The following is a 17,063-nucleotide window of genomic DNA, read 5'->3' as shown; positions in this document are numbered from 1 at the left end:
TAGATGATCGCCAACGACCCGTCCGATCCATTCGAGGCGATGTGGACGCTGCTCTTCGACACACGAAGCCGGGCAGCCCTTTTGCACAGCGCGGCATCATTACGACTCGCCGATCATCTGGCCGAGGGGCCGCGTAGCGCGGAGCACATCGCTCGCGAGGAGCAGCTCGACCCTGGCGCCACGGCACGACTGCTGCGCGCATGCGAGTCCTTCGGCCTTGTCATCGCCGACGGGCAGGGGGGCTACAGCACCACCCCGATGCTGGACACGTTGCGAAGCGGCGAACCGCACGCGCTGCGCGACGCCGTGTTGGCCCAGCTCGGCTACGCCCACTGGGTCAGCTGGGGTCGGCTAAGTGAAGCGGTCCGCACTGGACGGCCACAACTTGGTAGCGTGTGCGGCCAAGAAATATTCGAGTATTACGCCAGTACCGAGGGCGCGGCCGAGGCGACGGCGTTCAACAGCTTTCTGTCCGGATTCAACGCCGAACTTTGCAGTCAAGTCGCGGAGTTGGTCAGTACGGATGGAGTGAGGTATGCCATTGACGTCGGAGGCGCCAACGGCTCTATGGTCGCAGCGCTGATGGCGGCCAACCCCACTCTCACCGGCGCGGTGCTCGATCTTGCGCACGTCGAAGCCGACGCTCGTCGCCTCGCCGAGGAGCAGGGTCTGACCGACCGGTTCGACTTCATCGTCGGCGACTTCTTCGCCGCAGTGCCCACGGCTGATCTCTACCTACTCAAGCAGGTCTTGCACGATTGGCCGGACGACAAGTGTGACGAGATACTCGCGCGGATCCGCGCCGCCGCAGTACCGGGCACCCGCCTGGTCATCGCAGAAGCCGTTCTCGACGATGAGGCCATCACACGATTTGAAATCGCATTGGATCTAACCATGCTCGTTCTTTGCGGCGGTCGCGAGCGAACCAGGAGCGAGTTCGGAGAGTTATTGTCGCGCAACGGTTTCAAAGTGACCGCTATTGCGGCTACCACGACGCAGTTCTCGTTGATTCACGCCGTTGCCGTGTGAGCTGGCAGCTGACCTGGCTTCGTCGCAGCGATCCGATTTGATTTCAAGACGCTCAACCGGCCAACGCGGCGTGGACGTCATCGGAGCGACGGTGGCAGGCTACGACTCCGATCGAGGCGGTGTCCTCGCTGAGAATCCAGATGGTGTCCGCGTCGTCGTAGTAGGCCTCCACGCCGGTGGCGAACCACGTCCGGTGGGGGAAATGCGACCAGTACGCTTCGCGGAAAAGGCTGTCGTTGCCCCAGATTCCGCGCGGCATCGATGGCCAGGGGCGGTCGATGACGAGCTGACCTCGTTCGCCTGTCGACACGAGATCGCCATGTCGGTCGACGATGTGCGCGCTGATTCCCGGCAACGGTGCCACGGGCGAGCCGGGTATCGCCGCGGTCAGACCCGGTACAGGGGCGATCATCACCGCGCCGGTCTCGCGCTGCCACCAGACGTCCACAACGGGACAGCGTGGGCCGCCGACCATGTCGCGATACCACTGCCAGGACTGCGGGTCGCTGCTGTCGCTCATCACAACGAGCAGCCGCAGTGAGGACAGATCGGGGCCGCCAGGCATCGCGGGCTCCCACTTCCTCGATGCCGTGATCACCTGCGGCGCCGCGCAATAGATGGTGACGCGGTAGCGCTCGATGATGTCCAAAGCCCTGCGCGGATGAGAAGTCGCCGCCGATCCCTCGTAGATCACCGACGTGGCGCCGTCAGCCAGCGCCCCATATATCAGATGGTGTCCGACGCCGCTTTCAATCGGCGCGTCGGCCCAGAACACATCGCGGTCCTGTCCGTGGTCGAAGACATGATGAAAGCTGAAGCGCGCGTGCGTCAGGTATCCGCCGCTGGAGTGGACGATGCCGCGCGCTTGCGCGTGTTCGTCAGCATCGTAGAGCAGGAAGAGCGGATGCTCGGCGTCATACGATGGCGCTTCATGGTGTTCGCCTGCCCGCTCCACTGTGTCATGCCACCAGACATCGCGACCGTCAACCCAGGGTACGTCCGCGGCTGACTGCGTGTGGCGCACCACGAACACGGTTTGCACACCCGAGCCGGCGGCGGCCAACGCGGCATCGACGACCGGTTTCACCGCGGCCACCGTCTCGCGGTGATACCGGCCGTCGGAGGTGATCACCGCTTTGGGCTGACAGTCGCTGATCTGCGCGCCGAGCGCGTCGGCAGCGGAATCGGCACGAAGAACGACGTGCACGGCGCCGATTCGCGCGCAGGCGAGCATCGCGACGATGGCTTGTGGAATCGCCGGCATGCAGATGGCAACCCGGTCACCGGGCCGCAGACCGCTGTCTGTGAAGCAGTTGGCTGCCTTGGCGACCTCGCGCTGCAGCTGGCGGTAGGTGATGTCGCGCCTGTGGCCATACTCGCCTACACAATGAAACGCGATGCGTTCGCCGTGGCCCGCGTCGACGTGACGATCAACGCAGTTGATCGCGACATTGATTCTGCCGCCGACGAACCATCTCGCGAAAGGCGGGCTCGTCCAGTCGATGACTTTGGTGAAGTCGTTGTCCCACAGCAGTTCGCGCGCCTGCTCAGCCCAGAATTCCAGACGGTTCTCCGCGGCAAGCTCACGCAGGTCCTGGCCCGCGTTGCCAGGCGCGGCGCTGACAGTCCAGACGTCATCGACGATTTTTTGCAGGTATTGCGCGGCGGCCACACGAAGCTGGCGTGTCTGCGCGAGACTGCACCCCATCCGTTCTGCTGTGCGCGGGACCGTCTCCCCGTACACGAAAGCGCTCAGCACCGCCGGTTGCAGCCTGTCGGGGCAATCGCGCAGCCACCGTTCGATAATGTTCCAGATGCTGGCCGGGCCCGCCGACAGCTGCGGAGTTTCTTCGCTCAATAACAGGCCCGCCGCCGCGACCATGCGCTCAGAGTAGCTCCGGCCGTCCACCCGAAAGGTGTTGGGCTGCTGCAACATATCAAGCAGCAACCGGCCAGAGACGCAGTCGAGCAGACGATGGCTGTGGGTCCCGCCGCTGTAGGCGCACTGTACGGCGTCGCGGGTGTCCAGCACGCTCGTCACCCACGCCTGGTACTCGCGACGCAAATCGGTGGTCAGACCATGAATCGCCATGTGCGCTCCCTGTTTTCGAACTGCGCGTCCGCGGCACGCGTACAACCCTGGCCAGCCTGACAGCGGGCCGGGCGCCCCTTGCCGGCACGCCGATCCCGCAACGATGGCCAGCGACGCTGGTGCACAGTGCCACACGGCATGGGGATCCTCATCGTGTTCTCCCTTCGTACCGTCCACTCCAGGCTGGGGGCGGCGACACGAATTCAGGCCTATACGCCATCCAGGATGGCAGTAGCCGCCCGTCCGAACCATCGAGCGGCGAACTATTTTTAACGCCACATGGAGGTAGGCGTAGCGCGTCTCAGGCTGCCGTATGCGCAGGGTGACCGAGCCGATCTTCGGGCGGCCGACCGCTACACCGCGACCCGCCCGATCGACGCGCCGCCGTCTGCGAACACCGTTTGACCCGTGACGAAAGACGCATCGTCGGACAACAGGAAAGCGATGACGGCAGCAACTTCGGCATCCCGACCGAACCGCTGCATCGGCACCGAGGACAGGTAGCGCGATGCGTCGTCGCTCACCCTGGCGTCGATGTCGCGCACCAGCTGCGATTCGGTCGGCCCGGGGACCACAGCGTTCACCGTGATCCCCATCGCGGCCAACTCCAATGCCCACCCGCGGGTGCAGCTGATCAAGGCAGCCTTTGCCGCGGCGTACGAGGTGCGTCGCGGGGCGCCGATGGCCGCCATGTCGGTGATGTTGACGATTCGTCCCCAGTGGCCGCGACGCATCGCAGGCACTACTGCTTGGGTCACCTGGACCGCAGTACGCACATTGAGGTCCAGCACCTGATCGAGATCGTCTAACGCCACATCTTGCAGTGACTGTGGCCGCACCAGTTCAGCATTGTTGACCACGGCATCGATATGCAGCCGCGAAACGATGTCGTCGAGGACCGCGGATGTGGCTGCCCGGTCGGCGAGATCCACGGTGCACAGGTCTCCCGGGAAACTCGGATCGCGCGCCTTCGACAGACCCACGACGTGTTCGCCACGCGCGGCCAGGAGTTCGACCAGCGCACGGCCGATGCCTTCGCACGCCTCACTGACGAGCACCGTGCGGGTCATGGTGGTTCCTTTACTCTCCGGGCGCGGCCACGGGCGACGGTGGGTCTATCAACAATTAGACGCGCGACGCCAACGCAACAAGGGCCGCCGGATAGCACCTCCTTTGAGCGGCATAGGCAACGCTTATGTCCACGACCCGTACTACGGAAACCGGTCCTGGACAGGGGCTGCGGCGCGTTACCGCTAATCCCTTCCACCCTTGAACATCAGCCCGCGGACGATGGCGCACGATCGGTCGCAGCCACCATCATGGTTGTGTGATTGAGCGGTGTAAATCCGGCGCCGTGGACAACGCAGGCGTACAGCGCCGCGCGCGGGTGGCGCGAACGCGATGACGCCCGTACACGCGGTTGCGCTCGACCAAGGCGTCTGTGCCGCTGGTGAGACTGCCACCACTGGCGTCGGCGCAGCGTCGCCCTTGACCGGGTCGCCGCCCGCTGGCCGCGACTTCATCACCCCGGCCAAACTGGAGGCGTTCGTCGCCGTCGTCGAAGAGGGCAGCATCTCGGCGGCGGCTCGTCGGCTGCATGTCAGCCAGCCAGCGGTATCGCAGACCATCAACGCCCTGGAGCGCCGCATCGGCGTCGAACTGTTCCTGCGCAGCGCGTCGGGTGTGGTGCGAACCGAGGCGGGCCAGGCCCTGCTCGACGAGGCCAGGGCCATCCTGTCCCGGTTGGACCAACTGATGCCGGCCATCGTCGGAAACCGCGGCGGCGACGCCGACACCGCTCTGCGCGTGGGGATTCCGCCCGACCCGGCCCCGAACATTTACGCCGCTATCGCCGGGTTCAGCGAAGCGCACCCCGACATCCCGGTACAACCGCGCTACCTCACCGCCGACGAGCAGGTCGCCGGCTTGCGCACCGGTGACCTCGACGTGAGTTTCATGCTCGAGGTCCCAGCCGGACGTGACCTGGACACCCTCCGAGTCGACCGTGAGGAACTGGGCGTCCTGCTGCCGAAATGGCGCGCCCACCGGCTATCCGCCGATCACGGCGTTCGCCTGCACGCCCTGGCCGGATTGCAGTGGCTCGCATTCCCTCGCGCCGATAGCCCGGCGTGGTATGAGGAGATCGTCGCAGTTCTCAAGGTGCGCGGCGTCGGCGTGAGCGCGGCGAATGACGACCTCGAGAACCGTCGGGCACCCGCGTTGATGGCGGCACTTCTAACCTCGGAGAACGCCTTCGCACTCACCCCGGCGCCCTGCGCGCACTGCCTTCCCGCCTCGATCACCTGGCTCCCTCTACGCGGTGATTGCGTGGCGCGAAATACCTGGGCGGTGTGGCCGGCCGTTTCACGACGACGCGACGTGGCCCACCTGATCGGAGCGTTCGAAGCGGCCTGACGCAGACGACACGTGGCAACACAGGGCCGTGGACTGGCTATGGCGCTGCGGAGCCACGCTGTGCCATAATGGGTTGCTTGTCCCATAATGGGGGTGCCGAAGACGCGGCGCCCCACCGGTTGTGCGAAGTGGGACATCTCAGCCTGGGAGGGCCGCCGTGGCCGTGGACGACAGTTCGGACGTCCGGCCTTCAGCACGCACGGCGCCGCACTGCGCGCATGGTCCCGTGTTTCTTTGCGTCGGTCCACTCAGGTCGGCACCGTCACCTGCCAGCATCCTCGATGATTTTTCGCCCCGCGTCACCGTCACGCGGGCCGCGCGGTAGGACTAGAGGTGTCAGCCATAGACGACCCCGTCGAACCGGGCGCCGCAATCGTGACCTCTTCACCACACTGCGGGTCACCCACCCGCGGACGTTCCGCGGAACTGACTGTGCTCGACACGGCCATCAGCGCCCTCCTCGACGGGCGCGCCGGCGTAGTCGTCCTCGAAGGGCCGCCCGGAATCGGTAAAAGCCACTTGCTGGCCGAAGCGCAGATGCGCGCCGAGCAGCGCGGCGTACGGACGCTGCGCGGACAAGGATTCGAATACCGGCAGTCCGCCCCCTTCTATCCGTTGTTCTCCGCCACGCTGCATGCGGACCCGCCGGTCGGCGACGCGGCCGCACTGCGCCGCCTCGGCGACACCGCAGACCTGCGGTACTGGGTGATTCATGATCTGCGCGCGGCCATCAACGCAGCCGCCACCCAACAGCCGATTGCGATTCTGCTCGACGATATCCATTGGGCCGACAACGCCACCCTGCTCGCATTGCGTGTGCTGGCTCTGCAGAAATCCGCGCCGGTGCTGTGGATCCTGGCCGCCCGACAGCATTCCGGCGACGCCGCGGCTCGCCAGACCATGGCCGAATTGCGCCGCGGCGGAGCGACATTCGTTCAGGTGCGCCCACTATCGCCGGACGATGTTGTCGAGGTCGTGCAGGACTCGGTGCGTGCGAGCGCCGACTCGTCACTGCTGAGCCTGGCAGCCAAGGCCCACGGCAGCCCGTTTTTGCTCATCGAACTGCTGCGCGGCCTCGAAGAAGAGGGCCGCCTGCATGTCCGGGCCGGATGCGCCAGTGCTGCCGGTGAGGGGCTGCCGCGTCGGCTCGCCATCGGCATGGAGCAACGACTCGACGAACTGTCCGACGAGGCGGCTGAGATCGTACGGGTTGCCGCGACACTGCCTGACCGCTTCACCGTCACCTTGCTGGCCGCGATCTTGCAGCGCCCTCCAGCGGCTCTGATGGCCGCGGTGCAGGAAGCGGTGCGAGCCGATTTGCTCGCCGAACGCGGTGACAACCTCACCTTCCGGCACGATCTGCTGCGCTATGCGACCCGGGCCTCAATGCCCAGGTCGTTGTGCCGGGCCATCGAACGCCAGTCGGCGGCCACGTTGCTCGAGCTCGGCGCTGCCCCCGAAATGGTTGCCACCCAGCTTGCGCGCAGCGCTGAGCCCGGCGATCAGGCCGCCGTCACCGCCCTGCGCCAGGCCGCGACGTCGGTAGGACGAAGCGACCCCGGCGCTGCAGCCGATCTCGCCCAGCGCGCGTTGGAGCTGCTCGCTCGGGATGATCCCGCCCGCGAACCGCTCGTTGCCGAGGCCGTCGCGCTGCTCAACCGGGCGAACCGCTATCGGGAGGCGCAGCAGCTCGCGGGCACCGTATTGCTGTCGAGCGCATCGCAGGAGGGCGAAGCCGAAATCCGGCTGCGCATCGCCTCGGGCACCGAGGCTCCCGAAGAGCGCATCGCCGAAAACCGCAAAGCCCTCGAGTTGGTCACGGTCAACGACGTGACACGCGCCAGGCACCTGGCGTGGCTGGCTTACTTCGAGGCGGTCAACGGCATGCAGGCTGACGCCCACACCGCTGATCAGGCGTGGGCCACCGCCAACGCTTGCGCGGACCTGGAAGCGCAGATCGTGAGCGGTACTGCTCTTGGTATGGTCGAACTCCACGGGGGGCGAGTGAGTCAGGCCTGTCAGCGCATGGAATCCCTTGCGGTGCTGGCCCATTCGGCGGACACCACGCTCGGGCACGTCATCGCAGACATCCACCGGGTGCGCCTGGTCGTCACATTCGGCTGCCTTGAGAAGGCGCGCGAAGAGGTCGCCGGAGGCATAGGACGCGCTCGGCGCAACCAATACTCGATGGCGCTCATGCCGTGGGCGGTCCTGGACGGCATGACCAACGCCGCCGCGGGCAGGCTGGCCGCCGCCCGCGCGGCCATCGAAGCGCTGCCGAACAGCGAGTGGGGAAATGTCACCGAGAACAACATGATGCGCATGCTGGTGCTCGCCGAGGTGGCAGTGAGAACCGACGATCGCAACCTGCTACAGCACGTCATTGAAGACGCCCGGGCACTGTGTTGCAGCGCGTCTCCGCTGGTAGCAGGAGGAGCCTCGTATGTCATCGCGCAGGCTGCCTGGCACCGCGGCGACGTTGCCGAAGCGCTGCGGCGGTTCGCCCATGAGTCGGCCGGCTTGATCACCCCGCTGTGGCTCAACGTCATCGACCAGCTCGTGCTGGCGGCTCGGGTGGCGGCCGCAGCCGACGACGCCTGCCTACGTGCCCGCGTTGAAGACAGCATCGGCCTGCTCACCTGTGAACGACCTGCGACGCCGCTGCTGGACGCCGCTGCGGTTCACGCTCGCGGGCTCCTCAGCGGCGACCCCGACCTCTTGACCGACGCGGCAGCCGCGCTGCACACCCGTCGCCCGCTGCTCTACGCCGGCGCCGCGGCGGACGCCGGCTGCGCCCTGATCAGCGGTGGCCGGCATCCCGAAGCGATCGAGCACCTCAACGCCGCCTTCGAAACCTTCACCCGATGCGAAGCCGTCGCTGACGCCCGCCGTGTCGGGCGGGTTTTGCGCACCCTCGGCGTCCAGCGACGCATTGTCACCCGACCCCGCAGCCGCACCGGCTGGGATAGCCTGACCGACGCCGAGCTGCGCGTCATCAGCGTCATCCGCGACGGCGCCACCAACCGCGAAGCCGCCGAGCAATTGCACCTGTCGCTGCACACCGTCAAAGCCCACGTCCGCAACGCTTTCGCCAAATTGGGCATCAAATCCCGCGCCGAGTTGGCCCGCGTGGGCGCTGAGGTCGACACCGTCGGCGAGGAAGAAACAGGCTAGCCACCGCATCACCCGCGCAGGTTCCCACTCAGTGGTCCATCACTCACGGGCTCTCGTGTTCACGGCGAACCAGTGATGTCTGCCCGCCCCTTGGTTCCTGTACAAATCCGCTGACACCGCTATTGTGGGTTTCACAACCCAATAATGTGAAATGCATGCACGAACCGTGCTGCTCGGGCCGACGGAGAACACCGAGCTCAATCCAATCAGAGTGTGACGTGCCGCTGCGCCTTTCTCACCGCAACCAGTCCCGAACCGTCCGATAAGACCAGCTTCCAACAGATTTCAGGAGGGCTGACAGCATGAAGACAACCCCAGCCCGACGACGGAGGTTGGGTATCGTTGCTGGCGTAGCGGCATTCACCATGGCCCTGGGAGCTTGCGGCGACAATCGCACTCCTCCGTCGGCGCCGTCGACCAGTCCGACAACGACGACAACCCCGACCACGGCGGCACCGGCGTTGCCCACCGAGAAGAGCCTGGATCCCCACGGGGGAAACCGTTTCACACCTCCGGTGCTCGCTACACCGGCACCGAATGTCCCGCCCGGACAGCATCCTGGCATCAACGGAGTCCCATGACACGCCGAGCTGTCGCGCTCGCGCCGACGATCGAACTGGACTGAGCTTCGCCGCAAGAAGCAGATCCGATCACGCCGCGCATCAAAGCCGGCCAACTGCTTGCTCCCGCATCGACAGGCAGCACGAATTCATAGGTCGCGACCACACCGATCACTGTGCACGCTCAGTTGACCGACATGACGGGCACGGAGCCGGAGGCGGTAACCCTACTGGCACATGACAATTTCGAAACACCGCCTTCGACGCCGTTTGTCGACATCGCGACTGCAGTCCGCGCACCATCGCCAGTGCGGTCACAGCCCGCGGAAACGCATCGACCCGACGGCGACTGCTCACTTCGAGTGGAGGTAGGCATGCCAACGATCACCGTCGAGGACGTCTCCCGCCGGCTGATTGAGCCCGCGTTTTACGCGGACGAAGATGCATTCCACGAAGGCATGACGCTGTTGCGTGACCATGCGCCCGTCGTCCGCGTCGATCACGACCCGCGATACCAGCCGTTCTGGGCGATCACCAGCCATGCCGACGTCCTGCGTATCGAGCGCGATCACGATCTCTTCACCAACGCCCCCCGCACCATTCTGGAAGCCGCAGAAGTGGGGCTGAAGCTGCGCGAAATGCGCCTTGCGGGCAAGGGAACCCGCAACCTCGTGCACCTCGATGGCGCCTACCACCGATCGATGAGGGCCGTCGGTGCCGAATGGTTCCGCCCGAAAGTCATGCGTGAACTTCAGAGCACGATCCGCGCCCTTGCCAAACGCTACGTCGACCTGATGGCCGACAGCGCAGAATGTGAATTCGTCCACGAGGTTGCCGTCGCCTTCCCCGGTTACGTCATCATGTCTTTGCTGGGCCTACCTGAGGCCGACTACCCGATGCTGCAGCGCTGGACGCGAGAACTGTTCGGGCACAATGACGAAGACACCCGCCGCGGGGACACCAGCGCGGACATGGTGCGGGTCCTGGCGGACTTCACGGCCTATTTCAATGAGGTGACGGCGTATCGGCGCGCAGCCCCCGCCGATGACCTTGCCTCTGCGATAGCCAACGCACGCATCGACGGCCAATTGCTCTCCGAGGAAGAGGCGTCGTCGTACTACCGCCTCATCGCGTCTGCCGGTCACGACACCACCAAGGCCTGCATCGCCGGCGGTCTGCTGGCCATCATCGAGCACCCCGACCAGCACCGTCGACTGCGTGCCGATCTAGGACTGCTGGCCACCGGCGTCGACGAGATGATCCGGTGGACCACGCCCGTGAAGTCCTTCCTGCGCACAGCCAGCGCCGACACGGTCGTGCACGGCATCCCGCTGGCCGCGGGCAGCACTGTCGCCATGATCTACCCGGCCGCCAACCGCGACCCCGGTGTCTTTCACGAGCCGAACCGATTCGACGTCGGCCGGGTCGACAACAAGCACTTGGGTTTTGGCGCCGGTGTCCACTTCTGCCTCGGAGCCGCGCTGGCACGGATGGAGATCTCGATATTCTTCGAGGAGCTCATTCCGCGCCTCAACCGCATCGAGCTGGCCGGCGAACCCTGTTACTCGTCAACGCTTTTCGTCGGTGGACTCAAGCATCTGCCGATCCGCTACCGGATGCGTTGAGGACAGACAGGCACTGCGCGTTCCCCCCAGGTTTGCATGCGCTTGGCCCCATCGTCGGTGCCGTCATCGCTCGCGGCAACCTTGTCTGCAGAAGCTCCGAGCGTTCACACCCATGTCGAGTCGGTGGTGATAGTGCGCGTCGCAAGGTCAAGACGCGATGCGCGCGCCGAGGTTTCGGGGACCTGACTTCCCGGGACCGGACTTCGTGAACGACTCGACATAGGCCAAGGCCGCGTCGATCGCAAACTTGAACGGTTCGGCGGTTTGGGTGATGTGGGTCAGCATCGTGCTGCCCTGATGCGCGGCGACCAGGATCGCCGCGAGATGGCGGGGGTCGAACTCAGCCACGACGTCCTCGTGTTGCGCCATCCGTGACAGACCGTCGCGGAACAGGGTGAGCCATCGGTCGTATCCCGTGGCGAGATCGTCCAGGACGACATCATCAGCTTCGAGAAGTTCCGCCGTCAGCGACCCGTACACGCAGCCGTTTTCAATGTAGTTCTCTCCGGCTTGTGCCCAGCACATATCCGCCCATCGGTGCAGCGACCGCAATGTGTCCAGACCCGCCATCTGGGGCTGACGGTGGAAGTCAATGACGAAATCCGTGCGCGCAGCGATGACTTGGCGGATCAGATCCCGTTTGTCACCGAAATAGTGCGACAGTTGCGATCCACTGACGCCGAGCGCGAGTCGGACATCCTCCAGGCTGGTGCCGCTGACCCCGCGCTGCAGGATCAATTCGGCGGCTCCCTCGACGATCCGCTGCCTCGTGGCCATGCCTTTGCGGGTAAAACCCGGATCCGGCAGCGGTTCAGCGTGAATGGGAGTCGGCCGGCGGCTGCGACGATGTCGTCGCGGAGCGCGTTCTGCGGGATCCTTGGCGAACCCGCGTAGGTAGGCGACGACGAACCGGGTGACCTCGATTAGGGGCCATTCCTGACGGTAGGCGAACGCCAGAATCCCCGCGCCTTGATGCAGGCTGACCACGACGGTCGCGAGGCGGCGCGGATCGGCCGTCTTCACGAGCAGACCGCGACTTCTCATCCGTGCGAAAGAGTCTTCCAGCAGGGTGATCCACCGCCGGTAACCGTCGGCGAATATCAGCCGCGTGTCTTCGTCGGACTTGGCTAGCTGACCGGCCAGCGCGTGATAGGTCGCCGTCCCGCGGAACCCAATTTTCCGAAGATAGCGGACGTTGAGGTCGGCCCAGTTCTCCCAATCGGCGAAGGTGTCCAGTCCGCCCAGTTTGGGTTGCCGATGGAAGTCGAGAACGGTGTCGATCTGGCGCGCAACGACGGCACGGATCAGGTCCTGCCGGTCCTCGAAATAGTGATTGAGTTGAGAACCACTCACGGAGGCCGCTTGGCGAACCTTCTCGTGGTTGAACGCGGCCAATCCACCTTGCATCAGGACATCTGCCGCACACCGCAGAATTCTCTCTTTGGTCGCAAGCCCTCTGGCTGTGAAACCCCGCTCGTTGGGGGCATCCGCGGTGGTCATCTTGTTAACCAACGATACCCTGTCGGCGCACTGAAATGGGCAGAGCAGCCCAGACAACAGGCGGCGGATGTCGGCGACCGCCGGCCGGCGTGTCCGTGACAGGCCCATCGCTGATTACCGAAAGGTGGGTTGCACCGCCCAGTGGGCGGCTGCCGAGGCGGACGTCACCCGGGCCGTCTGGGGTCTCGGCGGCGCTCCGCTCTGAGCGGGCGTCGGACGCCGGTGGGCGGCGAGGGTGGTCTCACCGCCGGCGTCCTGCTTGCTCGCCAGATACAGGAAAGGGCCCCACGTCGGGGGCCCTTTCCTGTATCGAGCGGCGGTCTAGTGATGCGGGCTGGTGTCGACGTGCGGCACGTAGGTGTTGTTGGACGTGATCGTGTTCACCCACAAGTGGTGGCCCAGATCGGCCTGCGCCGGCGCGGCGAACCCGAGGATGCCTGCGGTAGCTGCAGCTGCGATCAGCGAGGCGAATCCGAACTTCTTCATGACCGATCTCCTTTGTCGTTTTTGACCGGCGTCGTCGTGACGCGGTAGTCGCCCCGGTGATCTTCCGTGTTGACCTACTAATGGTAACTATGGCCTCGAACCATTAATTTCGGAAGGACGGTGTGATCGTCGCCACGTTCGGCGGCCGGTGTCACGCGCCACCGCCGGACGGCGCCGACTTGAGGTGAGGGCACCGGATCGTGTGCTTGTGAGCAGATTTGGGCGGTGGCGCGGCCCTTGCCACTGGCATCGATCAGCCTCACCGGCGCGCATTGTTTGCGTGTTTCGGGAGTCAACGCCGATGACCTAGTCGAGATGTGCGGTGACGGCCACGACGCCGTGTAGCTCGGAGTCACGTTGCGGAGTGGGAAGCCCGTATGTCTTGAACAGGCTCAGAGAGGTCCGCTCCAATACACTCCACCGCTTAGCCGTCAGATAGCTGCGCACGGCGGTGCGGTGACTACCGTCGATCAACGCTGCCGTGTCCTCGTCCACGCCGTGGGCCTTCCACCGCGCACTGATTCTCGTTCGCCTGACGTCTTCTCCGGAGCTTTCCGCGTGGTACTCGGTGCACAGGCGCGATCCCACCGCACTCAGGTCCGTGATGCTGTCGAAAAGGCGCTCCTGCCACTCGGTCGGTCGGTGCACCAGAAGTTCCTCAGCGCTCCAGGCGGTCGGCTCTGATCGGTCGAATCCGGATTGGCACAACACTTTTGCCCAATCCTCGCGCAGGTCACACGAGACCCTCCGATGCTCAACAGCCGGTTTCACGCCGAGTCGGGAGAACACGTCCGCCTTCAGCGACAACACACTGGGCAGATCCACTTCGTAGATGACCGTCTTTGGCGGCCACCACAGTCGGTAGGCACGCGCATCCAGTCCGGCCGCCAGTATCACGACCTGGCGGATTCCGGCGCCCGTGGCACCGACGAAGAACTCGTCGAAGAAGCGGGTCCGCACCGCGAACGAGTCGATCATCGGTTGGAGTCGCTTTTCGGGGGCGAGTGTGTCATCGGCCGGGGGCATGCCGAGTTCGACCATCCGAGTCAGCGGCGTGATGCCGACCGCTTCGACGAGCGGTGCTGCCCACGGGTCGTTGATGATGGATTGCGGTTGTCGACTCGCGATGGCGCGCGCGGCGGCGACCATGGTAGCGGCCGTTCCGACACTCGATCGGAGATCCCAGCTGTCGTGCTCAGTTCGGGTCATGTTGGGGTCCTTCTCGCGCCTCGTTGTGCAGGCCGCAATCACGCAGTCTCGACAGGCAACGACGCCTACGCAAAGGCACACAGTCCATCTGTGGCATGAGAATCGCCTATGTGACCCATAAGCTGCGGTGGCATGCGCCGCCCGCCGGCGCTCATCTGACCTACGACGTCGGTTCTCGATGTCGATGACGCCGATGAGTCGTTCGAATTGCCCGACGCAGACCTGTCTGAGGTGGAACTGACTGTGCGGGCCGTGCCTGTGACCGAGAGATGTGCGCCGACTGCGCTTGACCACGATGCCCTGCTGACAGCGTCGCGGGACGGTTATGCGCGTCGGTATGACTGTGTCACAACAGAATTGGCGCCCGCTACTATGGCGAACACCTGCGGGCCGGTCCAGCGTCCGTCACCAGGCTTCGGCGCAATGCCATGCATTTTCAGGATGGCCGGCGTTCCAACAGACCGTCCACGACCGCCGGGTCGTAGAACTCCTCCATCCGAATCAGTTGACCGTCGACGAACCGCAGGTACACGGCGGCATCGAGAGTAAAGCGCACGCCGTCGACCAGTGTCCCCTCCAATGCATGTATCTGAAAAACCTCGTCGCGGACGACCATCCGATGCCGCACCACGAAGGTGAATTGTTCGAACAGAGAATGCAGTGTCCGCAGGCTGGCGATGGTCTCCTCGAGGTCCTGCTCGCCCGACCCGTTGTTGTGCCAGATTGTGAAGTCGGCAGAGAACTGCTCTCGAATCCGGTCGAAATCGGCGGCGGCGAACGCGCCGAAGATCGCATCTACCCGCTCGCCGTGATCTGTCATCAACCATCTATCCCTTCTGCGGTCGGCCCGTACTTTCGCCCCCACCCACGTTGGCGTTCCGTGTCGGCTAGCGAGGGTCTCGTCCGGATTGTTTCAACCGCGAAGTCCGCTCCGCCGAACCTCTGTCGGTCGGCAATGGTCGAGTCATGCGTCCTGCCCTGGCGGTGTTCGCGTACGCCCATCCCGGTCATCGTCAGATCGGGCCGAATCCGAATATCAGCCAACGCCCGTCGATCCTTTCCAACGCGACGCGCAAGATCGATGCAGTGCGGCTCGGAGCATTCGTGCCGATGGTGGTGCTCTAGTGAAGAAGACGCGCCCGCACCGCCGATCACCACATCGTGGTCAACTCCATTGGGGCGCATGCGTTTCGCCCTTTCAATGTTGGATACGTCGGGAGATGTGCTGCCTGGTCGTGAGGTTACCGACGGGTGAGGCCTCTATTCTGCAGACGGCATCACGCAGGCGGTGGTATTCATTGCGCCGCATCCCGCGGTGACGTGACGAGGTTTGGCGCCCGGATGGCCGGTGTGGCGCCGAGCCCGCCAGGAGAAGCCCCGCAGACCGACGATAACGCACGAGGCGCATCCTGGTACCACGTCATTTGAGGTATTTAGGGTCCGGAAAATGTTGTACCTCTGCTGCGCCCGTGGTGTGTCGCCATGCGGCGTCGAGCGGGACGCGACCCCCGGACTCAACCTGTGGGCGGCAGCAACATCTGCTGCCAGGTCTGTCCGCTCTTGGCGGTTCCGGGCATGTCGGACCGGCTGTGGACGGTGCCGTCGGGGGCCACGTAGTCAGTAGCGCCGGGATCGATGTCGGCGGCCGTCGGTGCCGGATTCGAACCCTGTTGAGCGTCAGGCCCTTCAGGTAAGGCTCCGGGGGCACGCTGAGGTACGTCCTGGCCCGACAGCGTGGCGTTGGGGTCACCCTTCCAGTTGTAGCCGTCGTTGAGCGGCACGTAGCTTTCATCGCTTTCGCACAGCTTCACCGTCGGGGCACGCTTGCCGGGCCGGGTCTGGCAGGGGTAGTTGCGGGCGCCGCGCACATTGAACGGCGAGTCCTGCGGAACTCGGCAGTACAGATCACCGGCCGGCCGGTCCGGGCTGTCAACCATCGCCGAGGAGCGCCGCTGCTGTGGCGGCAGAAAACCCGTCGAGCACACTGGCGGCAAGTTCAGGTTCAGCCCGAGGTCGAGATAGACACCTTTGTACGCCTGTTTGGTGTTCAGGTTGGGAAGCAGAATCCCCTGCAGTTCGGCGACGTTCTGCGGCAGCAGAACCAACGACTGCTCCAGAGAAGAGTGATAGTCCACCGCAACCTGGCCGACGCTGACGAGGTTGGCCAGAAGGGTTTCGATGGTGGGCTGCACACGTCCGAACAGCGCGCGGCCCTCGTCAAGGGCACCCGGAGCATGGTCGAGAACAGCGGAGACAGAAGCGTCGTGCTCGGCGAGTTGACCGCTGACGTCGGCAAGGTGGTTGGCCCATGCGGCGATGTCGTCGGACGAGTCGGCCTGAGAGTCAAGAATTGGCTTCGCCTGCTCGATCAGCGTCACCAGCGGATCCAGGTTTCTGCTCGCGTCGATCGCCAGTTTCGTCGATCCGTCGACGATTCGCGACAGCTCTGGACCGAGTCCACCGACCGCCGCATAACTCTCGTCGATGACGGTCGACAGATTGTCTTCGGGTATCGCCTCTAGTCCGCGGTTGGTGGACTCCAACAGTGTGTTGATGTCGGCGGGGACGCTCGTCTGGTCCACGGCGATGACATCACCGTCTTTCAGCGATACCGGGTCATCGCTGCCCGGCAGCAGTTCGACGTACTGCTCGCCGAGAGCGGTGACACTGTGCACCTCGGCACGCAAGTCAACGGGAATGGGGATCCCGGAGGTCAACGACAGTTTGGCTTGGACGCCGGCGGAGGTCAGTGACACGTCGGTGACACGGCCCACCTGCGATCCCCGATAATTCACCACACTGCCTGAATAGAGTCCGGCTGACTGACCGAGGTCCAAAGTCACCTCGTAGCGCCCTATTCCGAACCAGTGGGCCGGCAGGTCGGCGTAGCCGAACGCGAGGACAGCCAGAAACGCCACGGACACCGCGGCGAACGCCGCCAGTTTGACCTTGATCTTCGCCGTCAGATACATC

At 64.8% G+C, this 17,063-nt stretch carries 12 protein-coding genes and 1 pseudogene; 6 read left to right on the top strand and 7 right to left on the bottom strand.

Features of this window, described 5'->3' with window-relative positions:
- The first annotated feature begins 3 nt into the window (after positions 1-3).
- Positions 4-1,029, top strand: a complete 1,026-nt coding sequence (locus C1A30_RS25700; RefSeq protein WP_101951134.1) for a methyltransferase — start codon at positions 4-6, stop codon at positions 1,027-1,029.
- A 52-nt stretch (positions 1,030-1,081) separates the two neighbouring features.
- Here C1A30_RS25700 and C1A30_RS25695 read toward each other — a convergent pair whose 3' ends face one another.
- Together C1A30_RS25695 and C1A30_RS25690 are read right to left on the bottom strand one after the other, a co-directional pair.
- Entirely contained in the window at positions 1,082-3,121 is a 2,040-nt protein-coding gene (locus C1A30_RS25695) for an AMP-binding protein (RefSeq protein WP_160112791.1), read from the bottom strand.
- A 353-nt stretch (positions 3,122-3,474) separates the two neighbouring features.
- Positions 3,475-4,191, bottom strand: coding sequence for an SDR family oxidoreductase (locus tag C1A30_RS25690; protein WP_101951132.1), 717 nt, complete (start codon positions 4,189-4,191; stop codon positions 3,475-3,477).
- 331 nt (positions 4,192-4,522) lie between these two features.
- Between C1A30_RS25690 and C1A30_RS25685 the strand changes: the two genes are divergently transcribed.
- The 3 genes from C1A30_RS25685 to C1A30_RS25670 all read left to right on the top strand — a co-directional run bounded on the left by C1A30_RS25685 (position 4,523) and on the right by C1A30_RS25670 (position 10,895).
- Complete coding sequence (locus C1A30_RS25685; RefSeq protein ID WP_101951131.1) at positions 4,523-5,536, top strand: LysR family transcriptional regulator; 1,014 nt, start codon at positions 4,523-4,525, stop codon at positions 5,534-5,536.
- A gap of 333 nt (positions 5,537-5,869) precedes the next feature.
- Positions 5,870-8,710 carry an AAA family ATPase gene (locus tag C1A30_RS25680; RefSeq protein WP_369974180.1) on the top strand — a complete coding sequence of 947 codons (2,841 nt, stop codon included), beginning with the start codon at positions 5,870-5,872 and terminating at the stop codon, positions 8,708-8,710.
- Between the two features lie 934 nt (positions 8,711-9,644).
- Positions 9,645-10,895 (top strand): cytochrome P450, encoded by a 1,251-nt coding sequence (locus tag C1A30_RS25670; protein WP_101952877.1) that lies wholly within the window; start codon positions 9,645-9,647, stop codon positions 10,893-10,895.
- Between the two features lie 147 nt (positions 10,896-11,042).
- Here C1A30_RS25670 and C1A30_RS25665 read toward each other — a convergent pair whose 3' ends face one another.
- The 3 genes from C1A30_RS25665 to C1A30_RS25660 form a co-directional block, all read right to left on the bottom strand.
- Complete coding sequence (locus C1A30_RS25665) at positions 11,043-12,302, bottom strand: TetR/AcrR family transcriptional regulator (RefSeq protein WP_235010197.1); 1,260 nt, start codon at positions 12,300-12,302, stop codon at positions 11,043-11,045.
- A gap of 414 nt (positions 12,303-12,716) precedes the next feature.
- Entirely contained in the window at positions 12,717-12,881 is a 165-nt protein-coding gene (locus C1A30_RS35850) for a hypothetical protein (protein WP_200828432.1), read from the bottom strand.
- A 306-nt stretch (positions 12,882-13,187) separates the two neighbouring features.
- On the bottom strand, positions 13,188-14,090 hold the full coding sequence (locus tag C1A30_RS25660) for an SAM-dependent methyltransferase (RefSeq protein ID WP_101951128.1): 903 nt from the start codon (positions 14,088-14,090) through the stop codon (positions 13,188-13,190).
- Positions 14,091-14,255: 165 nt separating this feature from the next.
- Between C1A30_RS25660 and C1A30_RS36185 the strand changes: the two are divergent.
- Positions 14,256-14,349, top strand: a pseudogene (locus tag C1A30_RS36185) (dUTPase); the annotation flags it as partial.
- A 177-nt stretch (positions 14,350-14,526) separates the two neighbouring features.
- Here C1A30_RS36185 and C1A30_RS25650 read toward each other — a convergent pair.
- Entirely contained in the window at positions 14,527-14,910 is a 384-nt protein-coding gene (locus C1A30_RS25650) for a nuclear transport factor 2 family protein (protein ID WP_101951127.1), read from the bottom strand.
- A gap of 146 nt (positions 14,911-15,056) precedes the next feature.
- Here C1A30_RS25650 and C1A30_RS35675 point away from each other — a divergent pair, with 146 nt between their 5' ends.
- Positions 15,057-15,215, top strand: a complete 159-nt coding sequence (locus tag C1A30_RS35675; RefSeq protein WP_160112790.1) for a hypothetical protein — start codon at positions 15,057-15,059, stop codon at positions 15,213-15,215.
- A 389-nt stretch (positions 15,216-15,604) separates the two neighbouring features.
- Here C1A30_RS35675 and C1A30_RS25645 read toward each other — a convergent pair whose 3' ends face one another.
- The gene (locus C1A30_RS25645; RefSeq protein ID WP_101951126.1) at positions 15,605-17,062 is read right to left on the bottom strand and encodes an MCE family protein; all 1,458 of its coding nucleotides are present in this window, start codon (positions 17,060-17,062) and stop codon (positions 15,605-15,607) included.
- Between the last annotated feature and the right edge of the window lies 1 nt (position 17,063).

This window comes from Mycobacterium sp. 3519A (assembly GCF_900240945.1).
GTDB lineage: Bacteria > Actinomycetota > Actinomycetes > Mycobacteriales > Mycobacteriaceae > Mycobacterium.
This window is presented reverse-complemented; position numbering and strand designations above follow the sequence as displayed.

What these genes read in the sequence shown, in the direction of transcription:
- C1A30_RS25645 (WP_101951126.1), bottom strand. Translation starts at nt 17,062, where the DNA reads ATGTATCTGACGGCGAAGATCAAGGTCAAACTGGCGGCGTTCGCCGCG.
- C1A30_RS25660 (WP_101951128.1), bottom strand. Translation starts at nt 14,090, where the DNA reads ATGACCCGAACTGAGCACGACAGCTGGGATCTCCGATCGAGTGTCGGA.
- C1A30_RS25690 (WP_101951132.1), bottom strand. Translation starts at nt 4,191, where the DNA reads ATGACCCGCACGGTGCTCGTCAGTGAGGCGTGCGAAGGCATCGGCCGT.
- C1A30_RS25700 (WP_101951134.1), top strand. Translation starts at nt 4, where the DNA reads ATGATCGCCAACGACCCGTCCGATCCATTCGAGGCGATGTGGACGCTG.
- C1A30_RS25650 (WP_101951127.1), bottom strand. Translation starts at nt 14,910, where the DNA reads ATGACAGATCACGGCGAGCGGGTAGATGCGATCTTCGGCGCGTTCGCC.
- C1A30_RS25670 (WP_101952877.1), top strand. Translation starts at nt 9,645, where the DNA reads ATGCCAACGATCACCGTCGAGGACGTCTCCCGCCGGCTGATTGAGCCC.
- C1A30_RS25665 (WP_235010197.1), bottom strand. Translation starts at nt 12,302, where the DNA reads ATGCAAGGTGGATTGGCCGCGTTCAACCACGAGAAGGTTCGCCAAGCG.
- C1A30_RS35850 (WP_200828432.1), bottom strand. Translation starts at nt 12,881, where the DNA reads ATGAAGAAGTTCGGATTCGCCTCGCTGATCGCAGCTGCAGCTACCGCA.
- C1A30_RS35675 (WP_160112790.1), top strand. Translation starts at nt 15,057, where the DNA reads ATGCGTCCTGCCCTGGCGGTGTTCGCGTACGCCCATCCCGGTCATCGT.
- C1A30_RS25685 (WP_101951131.1), top strand. Translation starts at nt 4,523, where the DNA reads ATGACGCCCGTACACGCGGTTGCGCTCGACCAAGGCGTCTGTGCCGCT.
- C1A30_RS25695 (WP_160112791.1), bottom strand. Translation starts at nt 3,121, where the DNA reads ATGGCGATTCATGGTCTGACCACCGATTTGCGTCGCGAGTACCAGGCG.